Here is a 23391-nt window from a genome sequence, read left to right as displayed (position 1 = left end):
AGCCCGTGACATAACCAGATGTATCGAGCACCTATATGACGAGCCTCCGTCGGTGCTCGCGCGCGGTCAACGCGGCCGTCCGCCGGACGGCCCCTTCACCCCCGTGGTTCCGGCCGCGTTTTGCCATCGCGAAATCCGGCGGGGCCCGCGCCGTCGGGCCGGCTCCGAACGGAACCGGCCACGGGCAAAGACTTCTCCAAACACCCTGTGGTTCACGCCTTCACGGTCACGAACCGCTCCAGCGCCGCGGTCAGTTCCGCCGGCTTCTCCAGGGGCAGCTCGTGGCCCGCGTCCAGGATGCGCACCTCCGCGTCCGGGTAGGCCTTGGCCATCCGGAGCATCTGCCGCACCGGCAGCTGGACGTCGTGGTAGCCGTGCACCATCAGGGTGGGCACGCGGATCTCCCCGGCCCGGTCGAGCACGTCGAAGGCCCGCATGGCGCCGTACAGCGTCATGACGACCTCGCGCGGAGTGCCGGCGGAGGCACGGACGTGCTCGCGGATCTCCTCGCGCGGGTACCCGGGCGCGAAGGCCCGCTGGATGTTGGCCGCGACGAACAGCTTGAAGGGCACGAGGGTGGACGCCGCCATCAGCAGGCCCCGGCCGCGGCTGTACGTCATCCGGCCGATGGAGTTGACCAGCACCATCCGCTCCACCCGCCCGGGATGGGCGAGGGCGATGGTCTGCGCGATCATCCCGCCCATCGAGTGGCCGACCAGCACGAACCGCTCGACCTCCAGATGGTCGAGCAGGGCCAGGACGTCCTCGGCGAGCTCGGCGACCGTGCGCACCCCGGCGCCCGTGCTGTCCCCGTGTCCGCGCAGGTCCAGGCGGATCACCCGGCGTCTGCCGGAGAAGTGTGCCGTCTGGTGGTCCCAGCGGTGCCGGTTCGCGGTCCAGCCGTGGACGAACACCAGGGGCGCGTCCGCCGCGTCACGGGGCCCCTCGTCGTCGTACGTCAGGGCCGCTCCGTCGAGTTCGAGCTGCGGCATGGGGGCCTCCTGGGGCGCGGTACGGTCCGGTTACTGACGGGTACGGTAGCGGTGCGCGGGGCACCGCGTCACCGGCGTGCGGCATGGAGGGGCAGAGCGCCTCCACCTCGGATTAGCCCGAATGCCGTAACAGCGAATCGGCCCTATCGTCGTGTCATGGAGCACGCACTGAGTCCCGCAACCCTTGCCCGACTGCGGCGCCCGCGTCCCTACCCGGCGGTGTCCGTGCTGACCCCCACGCACCGCCGTGAACGCGGGAGCGGCCAGGATCCGGTCCGGCTGCGCAACGTCGTGGCCGAGGCCCGCAAGCGTCTGGAGTCCGATCCCGCGGTCAGCCGCGACCGGCGCGCCGACGTCGAGGCGCAACTCGACCGGGCGCTGTCGGAGGTGGACCTGACGCACGCCGAGGACGGCCTCGTCATCTTCGCCGCGCCGGGCGAGCATCAGGTGTGGTCGCTGGCCCGCCCCGTCCCCGAACGCGTGGTGCTGTCGGACACCTTCCTCACCCGCAACCTGGTCGCCGCGCAGGCCGCGGAACGGCCCTTCTGGGTGCTGTCGGTCTCCGCCGACCGCGTCACGCTGTGGAGCGGCGGACCGGACCGCGTCGTCGAGGCGAACCACGGTGACTTCCCGCTCGACCGCGCCCGGCCGAACTTCGACGCCGAACGCCAGATGCGCATCGGCGATTCACCGAGCACCTTCAGCGACGAGGGCACCCGGCAGTTCCTGCGGGAGGCGGACACCGCGATGACCGCGATCCTGCGCGAGCAGCCCCGTCCGCTGTACATCACCGGCGAACAGGCGGCGCTCTCCCTGATGGAGGAGGTCGGCAGCGTCGCCAGGTGCGGCGTGCACGTCCGCCACGGAGGTCTCGCGCACGGCGGGCCCGACGCCGTGTGGCAGGCCGTCGGCCCCGTCCTGGAGGCGGAGTCGACCAGGGGCGCCTCGTCCGTGGTCCGCGAGCTGACCTCCGCGCGGGGGCACCGGAACTACGCGGCCGGTCTGGACGAGCTGTGGCAGAACGCCCGGGAAGGCCGGGTCCGGCTGCTCGCCGTGGAGGAGAACTACCGCGCCGTCGTCCGTGATTACGGCGAGCACCTGGTGCCGGCCGAGCCCGGCGACCCGGACGCCCGCGAGGACATCGTGGACGAGATCGTCGAGCAGTGCCTGGAGACCGGCGCCGAGGTGCGGTTCGTCCCCGACGGCACGCTGAGCGACTCGGACGGCATCGCGGGCGTCCTGCGGTACTGAAGCCCCTGCCCCTGCCCCTGCCCCTGCCCGGACCCCGAGGCGGCCCCGCCGGGCCACCCGGGGACGCCGTCTCCCGCCGGCGTACGCTACGGCGTGATCGTCGGCGGGAGGGAGTTCACACATGGGTGACCTGCTGGGTGTGGCGGTACTGGGTGCCGGTCACATGGGCGCCGACCACATACGCCGTCTCGACCAAGTGGTCAGCGGCGCCAGGGTCGCGGCCGTGGCCGACCCTGACATCGAACGGGCGAAGGAGGCCGCGGCGGGCCTCACCGGGGTGACCGTGCACACCGATCACCTCGCCGCCCTGGACGCGCCCGGTGTGGCGGCCGTCCTCGTCGCCTCCCCCGGTCCGGCCCACGAGGAGGCGCTGCTCGCCTGTTTCGCGCGCGGGCTGCCGGTGCTGTGCGAGAAGCCCATGGTGCCGGACTCCGCCGGCGCGCTGCGGGTCGTTGAGGCGGAGGCCGCACTCGGCCGGCGGCTCGCGCAGATCGGGTTCATGCGCCGCTACGACGCCGAGTACCGGCGACTGAAGGCACTCCTCGACGGGGGGCGCCTCGGCCGGCCGTTGATGCTGCACTGCACCCACCGCAACGTCTCCTCCCCCGACCACTTCACCAGCGCCATGCTGGTCAACAGCTCGGTCTCGCACGAGATCGACGCGGCCCGCTGGCTGCTCGGGCAGGAGCTGACTGCGGTGACCGTGCTGCGGCCCGCCCCGTCCTCGGACGCTCCCGAGGGCCTGATCGATCCGCAGTTCGTGCTGTTCGAGTCCGAGCGGGGCGCGCTCGTCGACGTCGAGGTCTTCGTCAACAGCGGCTTCGGCTACCAGGTGCGCTGCGAGGCCGTGTGCGAGAAGGGCAGCGCCCGGATCGGCGACGCGCACACCATGGTGGTCACCACCCGGGGCGGCGCCGCGGAGGAGGTGGCGCAGGACTATCTCGTGCGGTTCGCCGGCGCCTACGACCGCGAGGTGCAGGCCTGGGTCGACGCGACCCGGCGCGGGGAGGTCACCGGACCGGGCGTCTGGGACGGTTACGCCGCGTCCGCCGTGGCGGAGGCGGGCGTGCGGTCCCTCGAAACGGGCGGCCGGGTCGCCGTCGATCTCGCCCCGCGCCCCCGCCCACGCTAGGAGGCGAGGCACGGGGGAGCCTCCCGCCCGGCGCTTCACACCCCACCGAACAGGGCGCTCAGCCCCCGCTCCACCACGGCCGCCAGGTCCTCGTGCCCGGCCGGGACGAGCTCATAGGTCCGCAGCAGGAAGCGGCGCAGCGCCGAGGCCTGGAACTGCAGCAGGGCCAGTCCGTAGGGCGAGTGGAACTCCAGCACCGTCCGCGTGCCGCCGCACGGCCATATCTGCACGTCCCCGTGGCCGGCCGGGGCCCGCAGTCCCTGGTCGAGCAGGGCACGCGCGAAGATCCAGGTGAGTTCCTCACCGTCCAGGGCGGCCTCGGCGGGGAAGTCCACGAAGACGGCGAGCGGATCGGCGGCGGAGTAGCGAAGGGTGGCCGTCACCGGGACCTCCCGGTCCTCCGCCGTGATGAGCCGTGCGTGGGCGGGCTGTTCGATGCAGATGTCCATGCCTTAATGGAGTCTGTCGGGGCCCCTCGCATGGCGCCAAATCCGGTCAGAATTCGGCCGGTACCGGCCTTCGTCCAGGTGAGGGAACACTTGAGCGTCGAACACCTGCGTGATCACCGCACGATGACCGTCGGCAGGGGGCAACTCCCGTAGACCGTCTACGACTTCATGGGCGCAACGCCTACACCATTCGTACACGCGGAACAGTCCGGGAAGACTCTGGCATATGCCGGAAGCACCACCGTATCGTGTGTTGCCAAATCCCTTACGGGGCGTCGCGGGCTGTGCCACAGTCGTAACGGCCCCCACCTGTCCTCCCTGGCCGTATCGTCCCCCTTCGGAGTCGTCATGCCGTCCCCAGTCTCCGCGGACCGCTCAGCCGCCCAGCCACCCGGACGCGGCTCGGTGGAGGCGTTGATCACGCAGGCGCGGCGCCTCAAGGGGGACGTGGACGCCGTACGGCGGGACACCAGGAGCGACGGTTCGGACCCGGAGGACCGCTGGCAGCGCGCCCTGTACGACCTCGCGCTGCACCAGCTGGACGACCTGGACGCGCACCTCGCCCAGTTGCGGGACGGCCCGGAGCCCGCTCCGGCCGAGCCCCCCGCTCCCCCGGCCGTCCGGCCGCCGGTCGGCACCCCGCGCGGGTCGCTGCTCAGCCGCGTCGGCAGTGCGGAGTGGAATCTGCTGACGGACGAGGCCACCTGGTCCGGGGAGCTGTACCAGATCCTCGGCCGCGACCCGGCCGAACCCGCCCTCACTCTGGACGAGATGCCCTCCCTGGTCGTGGACGAGGACCGGCCGACGCTGACCGCGATGGTGACGGACTGCCTGGTCGACGGGAAGCCGATCGACGGGGAGTTCCGCGTCCTGCGGCCCGACACCACCGTGCGCACCGTGCACATGATGGGGGAGCCCGTACTCGGCGCCGACGGCGGCACCGCCTCGATGTGGGCCGTGCTGCGGGACGTCAGCGAACTGCGCCGCCGCCGGCGGGACGTGCGCGAGAGCCGCGACTCGCTGCGGCACCAGCGCCGGCAGGAGGAGACCGAGCAGCGGATCGCGACCGAGCTGCAGGAAGCCGTACTGCCGTCGGACCGTGGCTCCCTGCGGCTCCCGCACCGGGCACCACCGGCCCTCGACCTCGCCGGCCACCGCCTGCCCGCGACGACCGGCCGGCTGATCGGCGGGGACTGGTACGACGCGCTGGACCTGTCCGACGGGCAGACCCTGCTCAGCGTCGGCGACCTCACCGGACAGGGGGTCGCCGTCGCCTCCGGCATGGCGACGCTGCTCGGCGCCGTACGCGGCATGGCGATGGCCGGCACCGAGCCGGGCCATCTGCTCGCGCTGCTCAACCAGTTACTGGACGCCACCGTGCAGCCGGTTCTCGGCAGCGCCCTGTGCTGCCGCTACCGGCCGGAGACCCGCACCCTGCTCTGGGCACAGGCAGGACACCCCGCCCCGCTGCTGTACCGCGACGGGACGGGGTGTGCGCTGGACGCACCGGACGGTGTCCTGCTCGGCGCGACCACCGGAGCCGCCTACGGGCAGGCCGTCGAGCACCTCCGGGCCGGCGACCTCCTCCTGCTGTACACCGACGGGCTGGCGGCCGGGTGCCGCACGTCGGTGGCCGTGGACCGACTGCTCGGCCTCGCCCCACGGTTCGGCGCGGCGGCCACCGCGCAGGACTGTGTACGGGCGGTCGTCGAGGAGTTCGGCGAGGCCGGGCGCGCCGACGACGGGTGTGTGCTCGTCGCCAGGGTCACCGGCTGAACCGGCACGCGGGCGCGAGCGAACACGGACGCGGATCGGTACGCGGGACGGACTTCGGGTCAGGACTCCACGAGCGAAATCCCGGGACCGTGGCGCCCAGGCCCGTTACGCCTGTGCGCTGTTGTCCTTCGACCGCGGCTTGGGCAGGGCGAGCCGGATCTCCTCCCGCAGTTCGTTGATCCTCGGGTAGCCGGCGTACTCCGCGGTCAGCCGGTACATCTCGCGCAGCCGGTCCCAGGTGCGCCGGGACGAGTTCGAGCCCATCGACATCAGCGCCAGCCGTGCGTAACGGTCGGCCTGCTCGGGGTCGTTGGCGATGAAGCAGGCCGACGCCATGGACAGGTGGTCGAAGATCTTCGACCGCTCCCGTCCGTCCACGCGCAGGGCCAGGGCCTTCTCCGCGTAGTACTGGGCGTGCGTGGCCGCCGTCGGGTCGAACTCGGCCAGCGTGCGGTAGGCGAGGGCCTGCATGCCGTACAGGTCCTCGTCCTTGAAGGTCTGCATCCAGTCCGGTGGCTCCACGTCCTGCCGGTCGGAGACGAAGAGGTCCTCCGCCCGGCCGAGAGTGCGGCGCATCGCCTGGCCCTTGCCCATCGACGCCTGCGCCCAGGCCTCGATGGTGTGGAACATCGCCTGCGTACGCGGCTGCAGGCGGTGGCCGGAGCCGGAGTGGGCGAGCTTCATCAGGTCCAGCGCGTCGTCCGGCCGGCCGAGGTGCACCATCTGGCGGGCCGCCCGCGACAGGGCCTCGCCGGCGCGCGGCCGGTCGCCCCCCTCGCGGGCGGCGTGGGCGGCGATGACGAAGTACTTCTGGGCCGTGGGCTCCAGGCCGACGTCGTGCGACATCCAGCCCGCGAGGACGGCGAGATTGGCGGCGACGCCCCACAGGCGCCGCTGGAGATGGGGTGGGTGGTGGTAGGCGAGCATGCCGCCCACCTCGTTCAGCTGGCCCACGACCGCCTTGCGCTGGAGCCCGCCTCCGCGGGCCGCGTCCCAGGCGCGGAACACCTCGACCGAACGCTCCAGTTCCTCGACCTCCTGCGATCCGATGGGGGCGGCCTCATAGCGGTCGAACCCAGCGGGGTCGGCGTGCAGGGGGTCGTCGAGGACGGGGGCGTCGGCCTTGAGGGCCGGGTCGGTGTGCAACCAGTCGTACATGGCGCTGCTGAGTGTGGATCCCGCGGCGAGCGCGGCACCCGCGCCCACCAAGCCGCGTCGGTTGAGCATGAGGTCCATTCCCGTGAATTCGGTGAGGACCGCGGCGGTCCGCTCGGGCGGCCACGGCACACCGTCGGGATGTTCCTCGATCCCGTCGCTCTGCCGTTTCCCCGCACGCCCGTGCCGTACCAGACCTAGGTCCTCGATGGTCACGACACGGCCGAGACGCTCGGTGAACAACGCCGCCAGCACCCGCGGCACGGGATCGCGCGGGATCTCTCCCGTGTCGATCCAGCGCCGCACCCGGGAGGTGTCGGTCGACAGCTGGGGGTGGCCCATGGCCGCCGCCTGCCGGTTGACCAGTCTCGCGAGTTCGCCCTTGGACCAGCCGGCCAGGCCGAACAGGTCCGCAAGGCGGGTGTTGGGTTGTCCGCTCACGTCAAGCCCCCAGGTTCTCGGCTGAGTTGACAGTAGCCCGCCGGAGGTTGCCGGGCGACTATTCGCCACGGTTCGCCAGGGTCCGCCAGATGGTGTGCCACTGGGCATCGGGTGTCAGGTAGGAATGCGCCACCCCGACCCGGTCGCCGCCCTCCCGGCGGAGGGCGTACGGCGGTCCCCCAGCGGTTCCGCCAGGTGCGACGGGCACATTCCCCAGGGTGTTCCCGGGTGACCGGGCCGGGTTGTGCGCAAGGACTTACAGGCAGGCAACGCAGGCACACGAAGGGATCTGTATCTCCCATGTACGCAGCATCGTCCTCCGTGTCCGCCCCGCCCCGGCCGCTGCGCTCCCGCCCGGCGGGCGGCGGACCGTATCTCGACCCGGCGGTGCGGCCGGGCGGCCCCGTGCTCGGTGCGGGCCGGCCCCGGCGGGTGCCGGGCCAGCCCGGCGCCCAGCAGCTCAGCGGCAGACTGGATCTGTCCGGCCCCCAGGGCGCGCAGCTGCGCACCGCGATCGCCGCGGTGCACCGGATCTGTCCGGAGTTCGCGCCGGTGCAGGTGCTGAGGCGCAGCGGACGGTCCGTCCTGCTCGTCGGGACGACGGGGCGCAGCACGGCCGTCGCCAAGTGCCTGCTGGACCACTCGCCCGCCTGGGCCGAGCGGAGCCGCCACGAAATAGCGGTGTACCGCTCGTTCGTCCGGCACCGGCCTCCGGTCCGTGTGCCGAGGCTGATCGCGGCGGACCCGGACAACTGCACGCTGGTCATCGAGCGGACCCCCGGCCGGACGCTGGCACTTCAGCGGCATCCGCTGGAGGCCCCGCCCCGCGCGGACATCCGGGCCGCGCTCGGCGCCGTCTGCCGGGTGAACGCCTGGCGGCCCCCGGCGGGCACCTTCGACATGCCGCTGGACTACGCGGCCCGGATCTCCCGGTACCACGAGCTGGGTCTGCTCACCGACCGGGACCTCGGCGATCTGCAGAAGCTGCTGCACGGCATCGCCCATGAGGTGGGCCGGCACGGCATGCTCCAGTTCTGCCACGGCGACGCGCTGCTCTCGAACATCCTGGTGTCACCGGCCGGTCCAGTGCTGGTGGACTGGGAGCACGCGGGCTGGTACCTGCCGGGGTACGACCTGGCCACGCTGTGGCTCGTCCTCGGGGACGCGCCGGTGGCCCGGCGGCAGATCAGCCAGATCGCCCAGTCGGCGGGTCCGGCCTCCCGGGACGCCTTCCTGGTGAACCTGATGCTGCTGCTCACCCGGGAGATCCGTACGTACGAGACGGCCGTGCAGCGTTCGATGCACGATACGGCCCCGGCGGCCCCGGGCACGGCCCACCCGGGTGCTGTGCCGTCCGGCGAGGAACAGCGGCTGCTGCTCAGGCGGCTGCACGACGACTGCCAGATGGCCCGCCGGGCCGTCCGCGCGGCGGTCGGCACTCGCTGACGGGGACGACGGTTCCGCGGTGCGCCCGGAGCGGCGGCGCACCGCGGACCTTCGTGTGTCCGGGTCCGGCGTTGAATCCGCGCGGGTACCGGCGAGGACCGGACCGCCGCGTCCACTGGTGTACGCCAGTGACGCTCCGCAGGCCCGGCCGCCGCCGCGACGAAACTCGCCGAGACCCATCGTGACGTGGGAAATCGCTGTGGCCTAGGCATTATTGACGGATCGTCGGCAAGCGGGTAGCACTGACCCAGTTCGGCACCGCACGCCCCGCCACGCCCGCCCGTCACAGGAGGCCGCATTGCGAGGTCCCGCCACCGATCCCACGTCCACGCCCGGCCACAGACATCTGCGGCGGGCCGCCGGCCCGTTCGCCTCCGCGGCCCTGCTGCTGCCGCTGCTCGGCGCGGCACCGGCGCACGGCGCCACCGACTCCTCCGCCGACCGGTTGCAGCAGGCGTTCGCCACCGCCGCGGCCGACCACCACGTTCCGCAGAGCGTTCTGCTGGCCGTCTCCTATCTGCAGTCCCGCTGGGACGGGCACGGCGGGGCGCCCAGCGTCACCGGCGGGTACGGCCCCATGCACCTCACCGACGCCAGGGCCGCCGTCGCGACCACGGAGCACTTCGCCGAGGGCACGGAGGACGCGCGGGGCGACTCGGCACGCGCCGCCCGCCGGCACCGCGTCGAGGTGCCGGCCGAGTCGGCGGTGCCGGCCCGGCTTCGGACGCTGCGCAAGGCGGCGGAGCTGACCGGCATCCCGGCCGCGGACCTGCGCACCGACCCGGCCGCGAACGTGTCCGGCGGCGCCGCCCTGCTCGCCGCCGCGCAGAAGGAGCTCGGCGAGCCGCTGAGCGCCGACCCGGCGGACTGGTACGGGGCGGTGGCGCGCTTCTCGGGCGCCGACGACACGGCGACCGCCGCCGCGTACGCGGACGACGTGTACGACGTGCTGCGCTCGGGTGAGGAGCGCACCACGGACGACGGCCAGCAGGTCGCGCTGGCTGCCCGGCCGCGGCTGGTCCCCGACCGGGCCCAGCTGGGGCGGGCCGGGCTGCGCACCCTGCCGACGGACGGCGTCGAGTGCCCGAAGTCGGTGTCGTGCGAGTCGGTCCCGGCGCCCTACGCGCAGTTCGGGAACGACGACTACGGCAACCACGACCTGGGCGACCGCCCGGCGTCGCAGCGGATCAAGTACATCGTCGTCCATGACACGGAGGGCGCCTGGGACGGGGTGATGAACCTGATCCAGGACCCCACCTATGTGTCGTGGAACTACACCATCCGTTCCACCGACGGGCTGATCGCTCAGCACGTCAAGGCCAAGGACGTGGCCTGGCACGCGGGCAACTGGGACGTCAACGCCCGGTCCGTCGGCATCGAGCACGAGGGCTTTCTCGCCGACCCGGACGCCTGGTACACGGAGGCGATGTACCGGTCCTCGGCCCGGCTGGTGAAGTACCTCTCCCGGAAGTACGACATCCCGCTGGACCGGCAGCACATCCTGGGCCACGACAACGTGCCCGGGCCGACCACGTCCACCATCCCGGGGATGCACACGGACCCCGGCCCGTTCTGGGACTGGCGGCACTACTTCCAGCTGCTGGGCCGCCCCTTCGAGCGGACGGGCGGCAAGCGGTCCGGGCTGGTGACGATCCTGCCCGACTACGCGTCGAACCGGCCCGTCTACACGGGCTGCACCACCAAGGGCGAGCCCTGCACGGCGCACGGCTCCAGCGAGGTGCGGCTGTACTCGGACCACGACGTGAGCGCGCCCCTGATCAAGGACATCGGGCTGAAGACCGAGCCGACCGACGGGGTGAACGACCTGTCCTCGCGGGTCTCCACCGGCCAGCAGTACGCGGTCGCCGACCGCTGGGGCGACTGGACGGCGATCTGGTACCTGGGGCAGAAGGCCTGGTTCCAGAACCCGCGCAAGGACCCGGCGGCGGTGTCCGCGAAGGGCCTGATGGTGACCCCGAAGGACGGCCTGGCGAGCATCCCGGTCTACGGGCGCGCCTATCCGGAGAAGGAGGCCTACCCGGCGGGAGTGCCCGCCCAGTCGGTGGTGCCGCTGCCGTACACGATTCCGGCCGGCCAGCGGTACGTGGTCGGTGACGAGATGCCGGGCGAGTACTACTACGCGGTCACCTTCACCACCGACTCGCACCAGGTCGTGGTGGGCGAGGACCTGTACTACGAGATCCAGTACGGCCACCGCGTCGGGTTCGTCCGGGCGGCGGACGTGACGCTGGAGGGCTCGGCCCGCTAGCGGGTCCGGTGTCTCAGCCCTGCTGGAAAAGCTCCGCCGGGAGCGGCTTCAGCAGGGCGTACAGGTCGTCGGTGATGGGGCGGTCCCAGGCGGCGATGGTCACGAGGACGCCGTCGCTGCGGTCGAACTGCACGCAGGAGATCCGGCTCTCGGACAGCTTCAGACGGCGCACGATGAGGAGGTTGTCGCCCTGGAGGACCGGCGTGTCCTCGGTCTCGACGACGGTGATCTCCTCGTCGTTCTCCAGGGCCAGCAGCAGCTGGCCCACCTCGAAGGGGATCTCGTCCTCGGCGACGTCGCGGGCCGGGGAGCCCTCCGGCAGGTTGCCGATGATCATCGCGGGGCCGCGGCCGCCGAACAGGTCGTAGCGCAGGAAGACGCCCTGGCAGGTGCCGTCGGGGGCGGGCAGCAGACCCGCGCCGAGATTGCCCGGCCAGTCGCCCGGGTCCATGGCCAGCACGTCGAAGTCGGGTCCGGCGGGAGTGGCGCTGCGGCGGCGGAGGAACGACATGCGGCCATGGTACGTGCCCGGGCTCGGGTCGGTGACCTGCGGGCGCGGGGTGGCGCACCACCGGGTGGCGGACGTCAGCCCAGGGGGCAGCTGGTGAGCAGGGTCGTCGCGTCCGCGCCGGCCGGCCGCGCCACCGTGTGGTCGGCGGGCGGGCGGCTGCCCGAGGTGATCCACCCTTCGAGGGCCGTGAACGCCGCGCGGTGGCAGGGCACCAGCGGGCGGAGCCGGCCGGGGAAGGCGTCGACCAGGGAGTCGGTGTGCGTGCCGTCCTCGATGCGGTAGTACCGCAGCAGGCCGCCGCGCCCGGACGCGTGGACCATGCGGGCGTAGACGTCGGAGTCCTCGCTGATCGGCAGCAGCACGTCGAGGGTGCCCTGGAGGGTGATCAGGGGTTTGCCGATGCGTCCGGTGAGGGCGATGCGGTCGACGGCGCGGTGGACGGCGGCGGGGCGGGCCGCGTAGTCGTAGTCGGCGTCGCAGGCGGGTGTGCCGGAGGCGCAGTACGGCGTGCCCGCCTCGGTGGCGCCGTCGTAGCCGGGGTCGACCTCCTCGCGGTAGATGCGCTGGGTGAGGTCCCAGTAGACCTGGTAGTGGTACGGCCACAGGAACTCGGAGCCGGCCGGGAAGCCCGCCCGGTGCAGGGCCGTCCGGGCCTCGGCGGCTCCGGGGCCGCCGGCGGCGTAGGCCGGGTAGTGGCGCAGCGCGGCCGGCAGGGAGGTCAGCAGGTTGGGGCCGTCGCCGCGCCAGAGGGTGCCCTCCCAGTCGACTCCGCCGTCGTACAGCTCGGGGTGGTTCTCCAGTTGCCAGCGCACCAGGTAGCCACCGTTGGACATGCCGGTGGCGAGGGTGCGGGCCGGGGGCCGGTGGTAGCGCTGGGCGACGACGGCGCGGGCCGCGCGGGTGAGCTGGGTGAGGCGGGTGTTCCATTCGGCGATGGCGTCGCCGGGCCGGCGTCCGTCGCGGTGGAAGGCGGTGCCGGTGTTGCCCTTGTCGGTGGCGGCGTAGGCGTAGCCGCGGGCCAGCACCCAGTCGGCGATCGCGCGGTCGTTGGCGTACTGCTCGCGGTTGCCCGGGGTGCCGGCGACCACCAGGCCGCCGTTCCAGTGGTCGGGCAGACGTACGACGAACTGGGAGTCGTGCTGCCAGCCGTGGTCGGTGTTGGTGGTGGAGGTGTCGGGGAAGTAGCCGTCGATCTGGATGCCGGGGACTCCGCTGGGCGTGGCCAGGTCCTTCGGGGTGAGGCCCGCGTAGTCGGCCGGGTCGGTGTGGCCGGAGGCCACGGTCCCGGCGGTGGTCAGCTCGTCCAGGCAGTCGGTCTGCTGGAGGGCGGCGCCGGGCACGCGGAGCCGCTCCTGGCCGGTGCAGTGGCCGGCCGGTGCCCCGGCCGCGGTGGGTGCCGCCGTGGCCGGGGTGACCAGGAGGGAGCAGGCGGCGGCGAGGGAGAGCGCGCCGAGCGCGGCACGCCGTGCCGGTCGTCCGAGCGGTGGGGTGCGGTGTGGGAGCATGCGGTGCCTCCGGCGGGTCGGGTGTACGGGGACGCGCTGGAGGTTAGGGGCGTGGTGGTGGCGCCGGACATGTGTGGGGCCGCCATGATGGCGGCCCTTACAGCGTTGCCGGCCACCATGGCGACCCGTCATTGGCTGACTTGTTGTCAGGGGCAGCCGCTGTCCGCGAGGGTGTAGTAGCCGGTGGGCGACTCCTTCAGGGTGTGGGTGACGAACGTGTTGTAGAGGCCCATGTTCTGGCGGGAGCCGACGGCGTAGGCGTAGCCGCCGCTGGTGGTGGCCCGTCCGGCCTGTACCTGGGCGTAGTTGCTCGCCGTCCAGCAGGCGGCGGTGCCGCCGTCGCCGGGGTCGGAGCCGCCCGGGTCGGTGGTGTCCAGGCCGAAGAAGCGGGCGATCCAGCGGCTGGAACAGATGGAGTCGGGGAAGTAGGGGGCGCCGGTGGCACCGCACTGCTCGGTGCCGGTGCCGGGGTCGACCGGGGTGCCGTGGCCGATGCCGGGGACGCGGTCGACCTCGACGGCGACCGTGCCGTCGGCGGCCAGGTACTGGTCCTGCCGGGTGGCGTCCGATCCGATCGTGCGGGTGCGGGTGGGGGTCTGGGAGAGTCCGTGCAGGGCCGTCCACTGGTCGCGCAGTTCGGTGGCGTTGCGTGGTGCGACGGTGGTGTCCTGGTCGCCGTACCAGATGGCGGTGCGCGGCCAGGGCCCCTGGTACGACGGGTGTGCGTCGCGTACGCGCTGGGCCCATGCGTCGGGGGTCAGGTCGACGCCGGGATTCATGCAGAGGTAGGGGCTGTTGTCCTTGGTGCAGTCGTAGGGCAGGCCGGCGACGACCGCGCCGGCGGTGAAGACGTCGGGGTAGGTGGCGAGCATGACCGAGGTCATGGCGCCGCCCGCGGACAGGCCGGTGACGTAGACCCGTCGGGGATCGGCGCCGTAGGCGGTGACGGCCTGGCCCACCATCTGCCGGACGGAGAGGGCCTCGCCCTGGTCGCGCCGGTTGTCGGTGCTCTGGAACCAGTTGAAGCATTTGTTCGCGTTGTTGGCGGTGGTGGTCTCGGCGAGCACCAGCAGGAACCCGTCCTGGTCGGCGAGTTGCGGGAGCCCGGAGTTGTCGGCGTACACCTGGGCGCTCTGGGTGCAGCCGTGCAGGGCCACGACCACCGGTGGATGCGCGGTGAGGGACGCGGGCCGGTACACGTACATGGTGAGGGCGCCCGGGTTGGAACCGAAGCCGCTCACCCGGGTGAGGGTGACGGAGGCGTGTGCCGTGGGCAGGGGGCCGGCGAGGGCGGTGCCGAGGACGACGGCCCCGACGGCCAGGAGGCGGGCCAGGAGGCGTCGCGGGCGGCGGGGGGACCGCCCGGGCGCGGTCGTCCGGGTGAGGGGTTCGCGGTGGGCTGCGGGTGGTTCCTTCGACGCGGCGGGCTGGCGCATGGCGGCTCCTTCGGTGGGCGCACGGTCCCGGCCGCTCCGGCGCGGGGGCGCCTGGAGCACCGGGCGTGGCGGAACCGTAGGTTCCCGCAGGGGGTGCCGCCATGGCGTGCGGCACCACAGCCACGGCCGGACCGGTCGGCTCCGGACGCCTTGCGGGGTGCCGTGCGCTCTGCTATCGCCCGGCCCGGCCTCACTCCTCGGGCGCCCCCGGCGGCACCACCGCGACCGGGCTCGCCGCGTGCAGCAGCACGGCCTGGGTGACCGAGCCCATCATGCGGGCCGGGGCGAGCAGCCGTCGCCGGTGCCGGCCGACGACGACCAGCTCGGCGTCCTTGGAGGCGGCGACGAGGAGGCCCGCCGCGTCGCCGGGGAGCGCCTGCACGTCGGCACGGACCTCGGGACGCCGCTTTCGGTGCGGGGCGAGGAAGCCCTCGGCGAGGGCACGGGTCTCGTTCTCGATCGCGTCCCGGTCGACCGGGGGCGGCACGAGCTGGCCGGGGGCGGACCACGTCTGCACCGGCCACGGGTAGGCGGCGATCACCTGGATCCGGGCGCCCCGCAGGGCGGCCTCGGTGAACGCGAAGGTGAGGACGGCGTCGTCGGGACTGTCGGCGTGCAGGCCCACGACCACCCGGGGCCCCGGCTCCTCGGCTCCGTCCCCGTGCACCTCACGGCCGGGTGCGGGTACGACGACCACCGGGCACTCGGCGTCCCGTGCGACGGCGAGGCCGTTGGAGCCGAGCAGCAGGCTGGCGAAGCCGCCGCGGCCCCGCGAGCCGAGGACCAGCAGCTCGGCATCCAGGCCGAGTTCGGGCAGGACGGCGCCCGGTACGCCCTCCAGGGCGACGTACTCGACGGCCGGCTCCCGCACGCGGCCCGCGAGCCGGGCGCGTACCTCGTCGAGCACCGGATCGCCCTCGGCCTCCGGTGGTGCGGCGACCAGCACGTCGGCCTGGCCCCAGGCGGCGTACTGCCGTACGTGCACCACCCGCAGCGGTGCCGCGCGGCGGCCGGCGGTCTCCAGGGCCCACTCCAGGGCCCGCAGGCTGTCCTCGGAACCGTCGACCGCGGCGATGACCGGCGCAGTGCTCATCCCTGCCCACCTCCGGAACACGACCTTCCCCTTGCTGGGGCCAGCCTCGCTCAGGCGTGGCCCCGACAGGGCGCTGTCGGTCGCGTGTCCGGAAATCCGGCCGGAACACCCCCCGCTCAGGTCAGATCGAACTCGCCCTCACGCGCGCCGGAGACGAAGGCACCCCATTCGGCGGGGGTGAAGATCAGGGAAGGGCCTCCCGGACGGCCGCTGTTCCGCATGGCGATGAAGCCTTCGACGAAGGCGATCTGGACATCCCCCAGACCTCGGCTGCTGGACTGCCAGTCGGCCCTGCTGAGATCCAGCTCCGGCTTGTCCCAGCCTGTGAGCGGCTGCTGCTGGATGGTGCTCTCGGCCACGTCCGTGCTCCTCCCGGTTCGTCGTCCGCGGTCAGCCTAGCGACCGCTCTCGACGGCCGACAGGCCACGTTCCGGGGACCTTTCAGGAATCGGGGGGCTCGGATCCCACCAGCCACATGGAGAAGAACTGCGAGCCTCCGCCGTAGGCGTGGCCGAGCACCCTGCGCGCGCCGTCCACTTGGTGCTCCCCGGCCCGGCCGCGGACCTGGAGGGCGGCCTCGGCGAAGCGGATCATCCCGGAGGCGCCGATGGGGTTGGTGGACAGCACGCCGCCCGACATGTTGACAGGCAGGTCGCCGTCGAGTGCGGTCACGCCGGACTCGGTGAGCTTCCAGCCCTCGCCCTCCTCCGCGAACCCGAGGTTCTCCAGCCACATGGGCTCGTACCAGGAGAAGGGCACGTACATCTCGACGGCGTCGATGTCCCGGCGCGGGTCGGTGACGCCGGCCTGCCGGTAGACGTCGGCGGCGCAGTCCTTGCCGGCCTGCGGGGAGACGAAGTCCTTGCCGGCGAACAGGGTGGGCTCGCTGCGCATGGCGCCGCCGAGCAGCCAGGCGGGCGGGCGGGGCGCCCGGGCGGCTCCGGCACGGTCGGTGAGGACCATGGCGCAGGCGCCGTCCGAGGACGGGCAGGTCTCGGAGTAGCGGATCGGGTCCCACAGCATGGGCGAGGACTGGACCTTCTCCAGGGTGATGTCGTGTTCGTGGAGATGGGCCCAGGGGTTCTTGAGTGCGTTGCGCCGGTCCTTGTAGGCGACGAGGGAGCCGACGGTGTCGGGGGCGCCGCTGCGCCGCATGTACGCGCGCACGTGCGGGGCGAAGAATCCGCCGGCGCCGGCGAGCAGGGGCTGCTGGAAGGGGATGGGCAGGGACAGCCCCCACATGGCGTTCGACTCGGACTGTTTTTCGAAGGCGAGGGTGAGGACCGTGCCGTGGACGCGGGCGGCGACGAGGTTCGCGGCGACGAGGGCGGTGGACCCGCCGACGGAGCCGGCGGTGTGCACCCGCAGCATGGGTTTGCCGACCGCGCCGAGGGCGTCGGCGAGGTACAGCTCGGGCATCATCACGCCCTCGAAGAAGTCGGGCGCCTTGCCGATGACCACCGCGTCGACGTCGGCCCACGTCAACGCGGCGTCCTCCAGGGCACGGTGGGCGGCCTCGCGGACGAGTCCGGCGATCGACACGTCCCGGCGCGCCGCCACGTGCTTGGTCTGACCGACGCCGGTGACGGCCACGGGTTCCTTGCTCATCGCGGATCCCCTTCGAGTACGGCGACCAGGTTCTGCTGGAGGCAGGGGCCTGAGGTGGCGTGGGCGAGGGCGCGGTCGGACTCGCCGCGGTGGACGGCGGCCGCGGCCTCGCCGATGCGCAGGAGACCGGCGGCCATCACCGGGTTGGCGGCGAGCGCTCCGCCCGAGGGGTTGACGCGTACGTCGTCGCCGAGGCGGAGGGCCTTGCGCAGGACGACCTCCTGCGAGGTGAACGGGGCGTGCAACTCGGCTGTGTCCACAGCCCGTTCGAAGGCCCCGGCGTGTTCCGCGGCCAGCCGGGCGGACGGCGAGTCGGTCAGGTCGCGGACGCCGAGCGCGTGGGCCTCGATGCGGTGGTCGATGCCCCGGATCCAGGCGGGACGCTCGCACAGTTCCCGGGCCTTCTCCCCCGCCGCGAGGACGACCGCCGCGGCGCCGTCGCCGATGGGCGGGCAGTCGCCGGTGCGCAGGGGCCGTACGACGTAGTCGCCCTGCGGGACACGGCCCTTGAGCTGGGCGTGCGGGTTGGCGCCCGCGTCGGTCCGGCTGCGGGCGCCGACGGCGGCGAGGGCGGGCTCGTCGGTGTGCCCGGCGTCGATGAGGGCCTGTGCCTGGAGGGCGGCGAGGGCCACGGCGTCGGGCCACAGGGGGGCGACGTAGTAGGGGTCGAGCTGGCGGGTCAGCACGTCCCGGACCGAGCCGGGTGAGCACTTGCCGTAGGAGTACACGAGCGCGGTGTCGGCCTCCCCGGTGAGGAGCTTGGTCCAGGCCTCGTACAGCGCCCAGGCGCCGTCCATCTCGACGTGCGACTCGGAGATGGGCGGCCAGGCGCCCACCCCGTCGAGGGCGAGGGTGAAGGAGAAGGCCCGGCCGGCGAGGTAGTCGCTGGACCCGGAGCAGGTGAAGCCGATGTCGGCGGTCTTCAGTCCGGTCCGGTCCAGGACCTCGTGCAGGACGGGCAGGAGCATCTCGACCTCGGAGGACTCCTCGGTGGAGCGCCGGTGGTCGGTCTGGGCGAACGCGACGACGGCGATGTCCCGGGCGGCGCGGTGGTCGCTGGTCACAGCAGCTCCTTGTACGTCTCGTAGTCCGCGTCGGGCTCGCCGGTGGGCCGGTAGTGGTCGGGGTGGCGGGCGCCCTCGGTCCACACCGGTTCCACGCGCAGGCCCATGCGGACCTGGTCGTAGGGGATGCCGCCGATCCGGGCGTGCAGGGCGAGGTCGGCTCCGTCGAGGGCGATGTGTGCGTAGACGTAGGGCACGTCGATGTCGAGGTTCTTCGCCTTGATGTTGACGATGCAGTAGGTGGTGACCGTGCCGCAGGGGCCCACCTCCACCTGTTCGTGCGTGGCGAGTCCGCAGGTGGGGCAGGCGCCCCTGGGCGGGACGTACACCTTGCGGCAGGACGGGCAGCGTTCGCCGACGGTGCGCCGTTCGGTCAGGGCGCCGATGTAGGCGGTCTGGGCGCGGCCGGGTGAGTAGGTGTAGTCGAGGCGGGCGGGTGCGACGATCCCGGTGAGCGGGTCCGCGAAGACGCCGGAGTGCGTGCCGGGCCGCACGGGTTCACCCTCGTACGGCTCGAAGCAGGCGATGTCGGTGATGGCGCCGGTGCGCTCGGCGGCCCAGCGGACGCGGACCCGCATGCCGGTGCGCACGGCGTGGGGGCCGGGGGCGTCGAGGGCGTGCAGCAGGGCGGTGTCGGCGCCGTCGAGCCGGACCAGGACCCAGGCGAACGGGGTGGCGAGGGGCTGGCCGCGGCGGGGATCGTGGTTCCAGGCCCAGGTGGTGACGGTGCCCGTGGGGGCGACCTCCACCAGCTCGCGGAGTTCGTCGGCGGTGACGGGGTCGTACTCGACGGGCGGTACGAGGACACGGTCGTCGGTGGTGCGCACGCCGAGCACGACGCCTTCGCGCAGACCGGTGAGGAAGGCGCTCTGGACGGGGCCGAGGGACCGGGTGAAGGGGAACTCGACGACGAGTGGCGCTTTGAGGACTTCGGGCATCGGGTGGCTCCTCGGGTCAGGCGCGCTTGTAGACGGGGGGCCGCTTCTCGGCGAAGGCGCGGGCCCCTTCCTTGGCGTCGGCGGTGTCGAAGACGGGCCAGCCGCGGGCGAGTTCGGCGGCGAGCCCGTCGGTCTCCGTCATCTCGGCGGTCTCGTAGACGGACGCCTTGACGGCCTCCACGGCGAGCGGGCCGCAGGCGTTGATCCGCTCGGCGATCCGGAGAGCCTCGGCGAGCGCGGTGCCGTCGGGCACCACATGGCCGATCAGGCCGATGTCCGCGGCCTCCCGGGCGCTGTACGGCCGGCCGGTGAGCAGCATCTCCAGTGCGTGGGTGCGGGGGATCTGGCGCTGCAGCCGGACGGTGGAGCCGCCGATGGGGAAGAGTCCGCGCCGGACCTCGAAGAGGCCGAAGGTCGCGGACTCGCCGGCGACCCTGATGTCCGTACCCTGGAGGATCTCGGTACCACCGGCGACGCAGTGTCCCTCGACGGCGGCGATGACCGGTTTGCGGGGGCGGTGGTGGCGCAGCATCGCCTTCCAGTGCAGGTCGGGGTCGGCTTTGAGCCGGTCGCGGTGGTGCTCCCCCTGCATGCCGTCGCCGGCCAGTGCCTTCAGGTCCATTCCGGCGCAGAAGGCGGCGCCGGCCCCGGTGAGCACGATCGAGCGGATCGTGTCGTCCCTGTCGGCCTCGATCCAGCCGTCGTACAGGCCGACGAGCATCGGGAGCGAGAGCGCGTTCCTGGCGTCGGGCCTGTTCAGCGTGAGCACCAGTGTGGCGCCCTCGCGCCGCACGGTGAGGTGTTCCGTCCCGCCCATGGGCCATCTCCCCTCGGTGAGAACGAGAACAGGTTGCAGGAGGCGGAGGACCACTTCAAGGGTTTTCTGACAGTCAGTCAGATTTATTGGTGCGGGGCCTTCCCAGTTGGGGCCCCCTTTGCTCTGATGACCGGCGAACCGACGGATGCGCCTTTCTTGTCCGGGCTGCCGGGGTCAGGAGGAGCGGTGGAGTACAACCTTGCCGATCTGTTCGAGTCGGTCGTCGACGTGGTCCCGGACCGCGAGGCGCTCGTGTACCTCGACCACCCCGGCACGGGCGCGGAGCGCCGGCTGACCTACGCGGAGCTGGACGCCGCCGCCAACCGCGTCGCGCACCACCTGACGGCCGGCGGCCTGCGGCCCGGGGAGCACCTCGGTCTGCACCTGTACAACGGGGTCGAGTACCTGCAGACGGTACTGGCCTGCCTCAAGGCGCGGATCGTCCCGGTCAACGTCAACTATCGGTACGTCGAGGAGGAGTTGGTCTACCTCTACCGGGACGCCGACCTTGTCGCGCTGGTATTCGACGCGGAGTTCGAGGAGCGGGTGGCGGGCGCGCTGCCGCGCACTCCGGACCTGCGGCACCTGGTGCGGGTCGGCACGGGCGAGTCCCGGGTGCCCGGCGCTGTGCCCTTCGCCGAAGCGGAGGCCGCCGGCTCGCCCGGGCGGGGCTTTCCGGCGCGGTCGGGGGACGACCAGTTCATCATCTACACCGGCGGCACCACGGGCATGCCCAAGGGGGTGATGTGGCGTCAGGAGGACCTGTTCTTCGCCGGGCTGGGTGGCGGGGCGCCGACCGGGGAGCCGGTGAAGGCACCGGAGGAGCTGGCCCGGCGGGTGGCCGCGGGCGGCTCCGGGATCACCTTCTTCCCCACTCCCCCGCTGATGCACGGTACTTCGACCCTCACCGCGTTCATCGGGTTCAACTTCGGCCAGCGCGTCGTCCTGCACCGCAAGTTCGTGCCGGAGGAGGTGCTGCGGACCGTCGAGCGGGAGAAGGTCACCAGCGTGTCCCTGGTCGGGGACGCGATGCTGCGGCCGCTGATCGACGCGCTGAACGGACCGATGAAGGGCACCGACTGCTCGGCCCTGTTCAGCGTCTCCTCGTCCGGCGCGATCATGTCGGAGACGGTCCGCCGGCAGTTCCGTGAGCTGGTGCCGAGCGCCCTGCTGCTGAACAACTTCGGGTCCTCCGAGTCCGGTTTCAACGGGACGGCGACCGACGACTCCGGACCCGAGCGCGGCTTCCGCATCCGGGTCAACTCCCGCACGCTGGTGGTGGATCCGGCCACGCACGAGCCGGTCGCCGTCGGCGAGGTCGGCCGGGTCGCCCAGTGCGGCAACGTCCCGCTCGGCTACTACAACGACCCGCGGAAAACCGCCGAGACCTTCTTCGAGAAGGACGGGCGGCGCTGGGTCCTGCTGGGCGACATGGCGACGGTCGACGCGGACGGCGTGGTCACCGTGCTCGGCCGGGGCTCGCAGTGCATCAACACCGGGGGCGAGAAGGTGTACCCCGAGGAGGTCGAGCAGGCACTCAAGGCGCATCCGGACGTGTACGACGCGCTGGTCGCGGGCGTGCCGGACGCCACGTGGGGCAACCACGTGGCCGCCGTGGTGCAGCTGCGGGAGGGAGCTCCGCGGCCGTCGCTGGCGGACATCCAGAGCCACTGCCGTACCCGGCTGGCCGGGTACAAGATCCCCCGCCAGCTGGTGATCACCGAGCTGGTCCAGCGGTCACCGAGCGGCAAGGCGGACTACCGATGGGCACGGGAGGTGGCGGTCGCGGCCGACCACCGGTAGCCGCGGACACCGGCTCCGCGGATCGCCGGCCGGGGTCAGCGGTCGAGGAAGTCCGCCAGGACGGCCAGGAACTCCGCCGGGCGGCTCTCGTGCACCAGGTGACCGGCGTCGACGGTCACCAGCCGGGCGTCCGGGATCAGCTCCGCGAGGAGCGCCACCTGGTCCTGCGGGACGAGACTGGTGGGACCGCCCCCGATCACCAGCGTCGGCATGGTGATCCGGTCCATGTGGTCCCGCCACACCGGATCGGGCATGTTGCGCTGGACGTCGGTCGCCCGCACCATCGCCCAGTCGAACGGCAGCTCGCCGTCGGGCCGTTCGGCGGGCGGCCGGGGCGGGTCGAGCGGAACCGGGGCGCACACGTCCTCCAGCACCAGGCGCCGTACGGCCGCGGGGTGGCGCTGGGCCAGCAGGTACGCGACGAGGCCGCCCAGGGAATGGCCGACGACGTCGGCACCGCGGATTCCCAGGGAGGCGATGAGCGCGCGGACGTCCTCGCTCATCGTCTCCGCCGTGTAGTCAGCGGCGCGGTCGCTGTGCCCGTGGCCGCGCAGGTCGGGGGCGTACACGCGGCGCGGTCGCGGTGGCGCCGCGAGCCGTTCGGCGATCCGCGTCCAGTCCGCGCCGTCGGCGCCCCGGCAGTGCAGCAGGACGACGGGCGCTGCGTCCGCCGGCCCCCAGGCGCGGCAGGCCAGCGTGATCCCGTTCGCCTCGACGGCGTACGGCGGCGAGGTGTCCATGCCGGCCAGGCTAGTCGTGCGGTCGGTGGCGTGGCGCCCGCTCTGCCGACGGCAGAGCGGCGGGCGCGGGCCCGTCCAGGAAGGCGAGGACGCGGGAGCGGAAGTGTTCCGGGTCGTCGAGCCAGGGGTAGTGGGCGGCGCCGGGCTGGACGGTCGTCTCGGCGTCCGGGAAGGCCCGGGCGGCCCGGCGGGCGAGGTCGGGGCGTGGTCCGCCGTCGAGTTCGCCCGCGTACACGAGGACCGGGGCGGTCAGTCCGGCCAGGGCGGCGCGGGTCTCGTCCGGGGTGAAGGCGCCGTCGGCGAAGTAGCGCTCCCCGGCCTCCTCGTTGGTCTGCGTCAGCTCGGCGTCCGTGTGGGCCCGTGCGGTGTCGTCCCAGCGGCCGTGGAAGAACGGCAGGAAGACGTCGTCGAACCCGGCCTCGCCCGCGAGCCAGGCCCGGAAGGCGGGGAAGGCGTCCGCGAACCACGGTTCGCCCTTGCGCAGTTCCGCCGCCGCCAGCCGGTCCTCGGGGGTGGCCCGCAGGCCCAGGGCGGACGGGTTGGGGGTGATCAGCACGAGCCGCCGGATCCGGTGCGGCCTTCGGGCCGCGTAGAGCATGGCGAGAGCGGCGCCCGCCGAGTGGGCCAGCAGGTCCATGTGCTCCAGCCCCATGTGGGCGCGCCACAGCTCCACATCCTCGACCATCCGGTCGCAGCGGTAGGTCGCGGGGTCCGCCGGCACCGCGGAGTCGCCCGTGCCCCGCAGGTCCAGCAGGGCCAGCCGGCGGTGCGCGGTCAGCCCGCCCAGGTCGCCGAGGTAGGCGGAGGCGCGCATGGGGCCGCCGGGCAGCACCGCGAGGGGTTCGCCGTCGCCGCGCAGGTGGTAGGCGAGCCGGGTGCCGTCGGTCGTCAGGAAGGTGGGCATGGCGCCGATCATCCCGGGCGGTCCCGTGGGCCGGCAACGCCTTTCCCGGGAACGAGGCGAC

20 protein-coding genes are annotated in these 23391 nt (G+C 73.0%); 6 read left to right on the top strand and 14 right to left on the bottom strand.

Going from position 1 to position 23391, the window contains the following annotated elements; translation table 11 throughout:
• Window positions 1-212: 212 nt before the first annotated feature.
• Window positions 213-992, bottom strand: a complete 780-nt coding sequence (locus BLW57_RS35020) for an alpha/beta fold hydrolase (RefSeq protein ID WP_093479716.1) — start codon at window positions 990-992, stop codon at window positions 213-215.
• 156 nt (window positions 993-1148) lie between these two features.
• Between BLW57_RS35020 and BLW57_RS35015 the strand changes: the two genes are divergently transcribed.
• Entirely contained in the window at window positions 1149-2243 is a 1095-nt protein-coding gene (locus BLW57_RS35015) for a baeRF3 domain-containing protein (RefSeq protein WP_093479715.1), read from the top strand.
• Window positions 2244-2364: 121 nt separating this feature from the next.
• Complete coding sequence (locus BLW57_RS35010) at window positions 2365-3375, top strand: Gfo/Idh/MocA family protein (RefSeq protein WP_093479714.1); 1011 nt, start codon at window positions 2365-2367, stop codon at window positions 3373-3375.
• A 35-nt stretch (window positions 3376-3410) separates the two neighbouring features.
• Here BLW57_RS35010 and BLW57_RS35005 read toward each other — a convergent pair whose 3' ends face one another.
• A complete protein-coding gene (locus tag BLW57_RS35005; RefSeq protein WP_093479713.1) occupies window positions 3411-3824 on the bottom strand; it encodes an SsgA family sporulation/cell division regulator in 414 nt (137 codons plus the stop codon).
• A 348-nt stretch (window positions 3825-4172) separates the two neighbouring features.
• On the opposite strand from BLW57_RS35005, the gene BLW57_RS35000 reads away from it, so the two are divergent.
• Complete coding sequence (locus tag BLW57_RS35000; RefSeq protein WP_093479712.1) at window positions 4173-5600, top strand: PP2C family protein-serine/threonine phosphatase; 1428 nt, start codon at window positions 4173-4175, stop codon at window positions 5598-5600.
• Between the two features lie 105 nt (window positions 5601-5705).
• Here the strand turns inward: BLW57_RS35000 and BLW57_RS34995 are convergent, their stop codons facing one another.
• Window positions 5706-7196, bottom strand: coding sequence for a DNA-binding protein NsdB (locus BLW57_RS34995; protein WP_093479711.1), 1491 nt, complete (start codon window positions 7194-7196; stop codon window positions 5706-5708).
• 300 nt (window positions 7197-7496) lie between these two features.
• Here BLW57_RS34995 and BLW57_RS34990 point away from each other — a divergent pair, with 300 nt between their 5' ends.
• Entirely contained in the window at window positions 7497-8642 is a 1146-nt protein-coding gene (locus BLW57_RS34990; protein ID WP_093479710.1) for an aminoglycoside phosphotransferase family protein, read from the top strand.
• A 298-nt stretch (window positions 8643-8940) separates the two neighbouring features.
• Window positions 8941-10911 (top strand): N-acetylmuramoyl-L-alanine amidase, encoded by a 1971-nt coding sequence (locus BLW57_RS34985; RefSeq protein ID WP_093479709.1) that lies wholly within the window; start codon window positions 8941-8943, stop codon window positions 10909-10911.
• A 13-nt stretch (window positions 10912-10924) separates the two neighbouring features.
• Here BLW57_RS34985 and BLW57_RS34980 read toward each other — a convergent pair whose 3' ends face one another.
• The 9 genes from BLW57_RS34980 to BLW57_RS34940 all read right to left on the bottom strand — a co-directional run bounded on the left by BLW57_RS34980 (window position 10925) and on the right by BLW57_RS34940 (window position 19883).
• Complete coding sequence (locus BLW57_RS34980) at window positions 10925-11422, bottom strand: hypothetical protein (protein ID WP_093479708.1); 498 nt, start codon at window positions 11420-11422, stop codon at window positions 10925-10927.
• A 74-nt stretch (window positions 11423-11496) separates the two neighbouring features.
• Window positions 11497-12927, bottom strand: coding sequence for a 3-hydroxybutyrate oligomer hydrolase family protein (locus BLW57_RS34975; RefSeq protein ID WP_093479707.1), 1431 nt, complete (start codon window positions 12925-12927; stop codon window positions 11497-11499).
• A gap of 146 nt (window positions 12928-13073) precedes the next feature.
• Window positions 13074-14363 (bottom strand): extracellular catalytic domain type 1 short-chain-length polyhydroxyalkanoate depolymerase, encoded by a 1290-nt coding sequence (locus BLW57_RS34970; RefSeq protein WP_093479706.1) that lies wholly within the window; start codon window positions 14361-14363, stop codon window positions 13074-13076.
• A 190-nt stretch (window positions 14364-14553) separates the two neighbouring features.
• Window positions 14554-15456, bottom strand: coding sequence for a universal stress protein (locus tag BLW57_RS34965; protein WP_093479705.1), 903 nt, complete (start codon window positions 15454-15456; stop codon window positions 14554-14556).
• 116 nt (window positions 15457-15572) lie between these two features.
• Window positions 15573-15815, bottom strand: coding sequence for a DUF397 domain-containing protein (locus tag BLW57_RS34960; RefSeq protein WP_093479704.1), 243 nt, complete (start codon window positions 15813-15815; stop codon window positions 15573-15575).
• Between the two features lie 82 nt (window positions 15816-15897).
• Window positions 15898-17064 (bottom strand): thiolase domain-containing protein, encoded by a 1167-nt coding sequence (locus tag BLW57_RS34955; protein ID WP_093479703.1) that lies wholly within the window; start codon window positions 17062-17064, stop codon window positions 15898-15900.
• On the bottom strand, window positions 17061-18128 hold the full coding sequence (locus tag BLW57_RS34950) for a thiolase domain-containing protein (RefSeq protein WP_093479702.1): 1068 nt from the start codon (window positions 18126-18128) through the stop codon (window positions 17061-17063). The genes BLW57_RS34955 and BLW57_RS34950 overlap by 4 nt, the downstream gene beginning before the upstream one ends.
• Window positions 18125-19066 (bottom strand): Zn-ribbon domain-containing OB-fold protein, encoded by a 942-nt coding sequence (locus BLW57_RS34945; RefSeq protein ID WP_093479701.1) that lies wholly within the window; start codon window positions 19064-19066, stop codon window positions 18125-18127. Before BLW57_RS34945 ends, BLW57_RS34950 begins: the two co-directional genes overlap by 4 nt.
• Before the next feature lie 16 nt (window positions 19067-19082).
• Window positions 19083-19883: a crotonase/enoyl-CoA hydratase family protein gene (locus BLW57_RS34940; protein ID WP_093479700.1), complete on the bottom strand. Its 801-nt coding sequence runs from the start codon at window positions 19881-19883 to the stop codon at window positions 19083-19085.
• A 186-nt stretch (window positions 19884-20069) separates the two neighbouring features.
• Here BLW57_RS34940 and BLW57_RS34935 point away from each other — a divergent pair, with 186 nt between their 5' ends.
• On the top strand, window positions 20070-21686 hold the full coding sequence (locus tag BLW57_RS34935; protein ID WP_093479699.1) for an acyl-CoA synthetase: 1617 nt from the start codon (window positions 20070-20072) through the stop codon (window positions 21684-21686).
• A gap of 35 nt (window positions 21687-21721) precedes the next feature.
• Here BLW57_RS34935 and BLW57_RS34930 read toward each other — a convergent pair whose 3' ends face one another.
• On the bottom strand, window positions 21722-22426 hold the full coding sequence (locus BLW57_RS34930; protein WP_093479698.1) for an alpha/beta fold hydrolase: 705 nt from the start codon (window positions 22424-22426) through the stop codon (window positions 21722-21724).
• A 10-nt stretch (window positions 22427-22436) separates the two neighbouring features.
• Window positions 22437-23330, bottom strand: coding sequence for an alpha/beta fold hydrolase (locus tag BLW57_RS34925; protein ID WP_176985839.1), 894 nt, complete (start codon window positions 23328-23330; stop codon window positions 22437-22439).
• Between the last annotated feature and the right edge of the window lie 61 nt (window positions 23331-23391).

It is taken from the genome of Streptomyces sp. 1222.5, assembly GCF_900105245.1.
Lineage (GTDB): Bacteria > Actinomycetota > Actinomycetes > Streptomycetales > Streptomycetaceae > Streptomyces > Streptomyces albidocamelliae.
The sequence above is the reverse complement of the archived record's forward strand: the minus strand, read 5'-3'. Positions and strand labels throughout refer to the sequence as shown.

Coding starts and splice junctions, on each gene's coding strand:
- BLW57_RS35020 (WP_093479716.1), bottom strand. CDS start 992: ATGCCGCAGCTCGAACTCGACGGAGCGGCCCTGACGTACGACGACGAG.
- BLW57_RS35015 (WP_093479715.1), top strand. CDS start 1,149: ATGGAGCACGCACTGAGTCCCGCAACCCTTGCCCGACTGCGGCGCCCG.
- BLW57_RS35010 (WP_093479714.1), top strand. CDS start 2,365: ATGGGTGACCTGCTGGGTGTGGCGGTACTGGGTGCCGGTCACATGGGC.
- BLW57_RS35005 (WP_093479713.1), bottom strand. CDS start 3,824: ATGGACATCTGCATCGAACAGCCCGCCCACGCACGGCTCATCACGGCG.
- BLW57_RS35000 (WP_093479712.1), top strand. CDS start 4,173: ATGCCGTCCCCAGTCTCCGCGGACCGCTCAGCCGCCCAGCCACCCGGA.
- BLW57_RS34990 (WP_093479710.1), top strand. CDS start 7,497: ATGTACGCAGCATCGTCCTCCGTGTCCGCCCCGCCCCGGCCGCTGCGC.
- BLW57_RS34980 (WP_093479708.1), bottom strand. CDS start 11,422: ATGTCGTTCCTCCGCCGCCGCAGCGCCACTCCCGCCGGACCCGACTTC.
- BLW57_RS34975 (WP_093479707.1), bottom strand. CDS start 12,927: ATGCTCCCACACCGCACCCCACCGCTCGGACGACCGGCACGGCGTGCC.
- BLW57_RS34970 (WP_093479706.1), bottom strand. CDS start 14,363: ATGCGCCAGCCCGCCGCGTCGAAGGAACCACCCGCAGCCCACCGCGAA.
- BLW57_RS34965 (WP_093479705.1), bottom strand. CDS start 15,456: ATGAGCACTGCGCCGGTCATCGCCGCGGTCGACGGTTCCGAGGACAGC.
- BLW57_RS34955 (WP_093479703.1), bottom strand. CDS start 17,064: ATGAGCAAGGAACCCGTGGCCGTCACCGGCGTCGGTCAGACCAAGCAC.
- BLW57_RS34945 (WP_093479701.1), bottom strand. CDS start 19,066: ATGCCCGAAGTCCTCAAAGCGCCACTCGTCGTCGAGTTCCCCTTCACC.
- BLW57_RS34940 (WP_093479700.1), bottom strand. CDS start 19,883: ATGGGCGGGACGGAACACCTCACCGTGCGGCGCGAGGGCGCCACACTG.
- BLW57_RS34930 (WP_093479698.1), bottom strand. CDS start 22,426: ATGGACACCTCGCCGCCGTACGCCGTCGAGGCGAACGGGATCACGCTG.
- BLW57_RS34925 (WP_176985839.1), bottom strand. CDS start 23,330: ATGCCCACCTTCCTGACGACCGACGGCACCCGGCTCGCCTACCACCTG.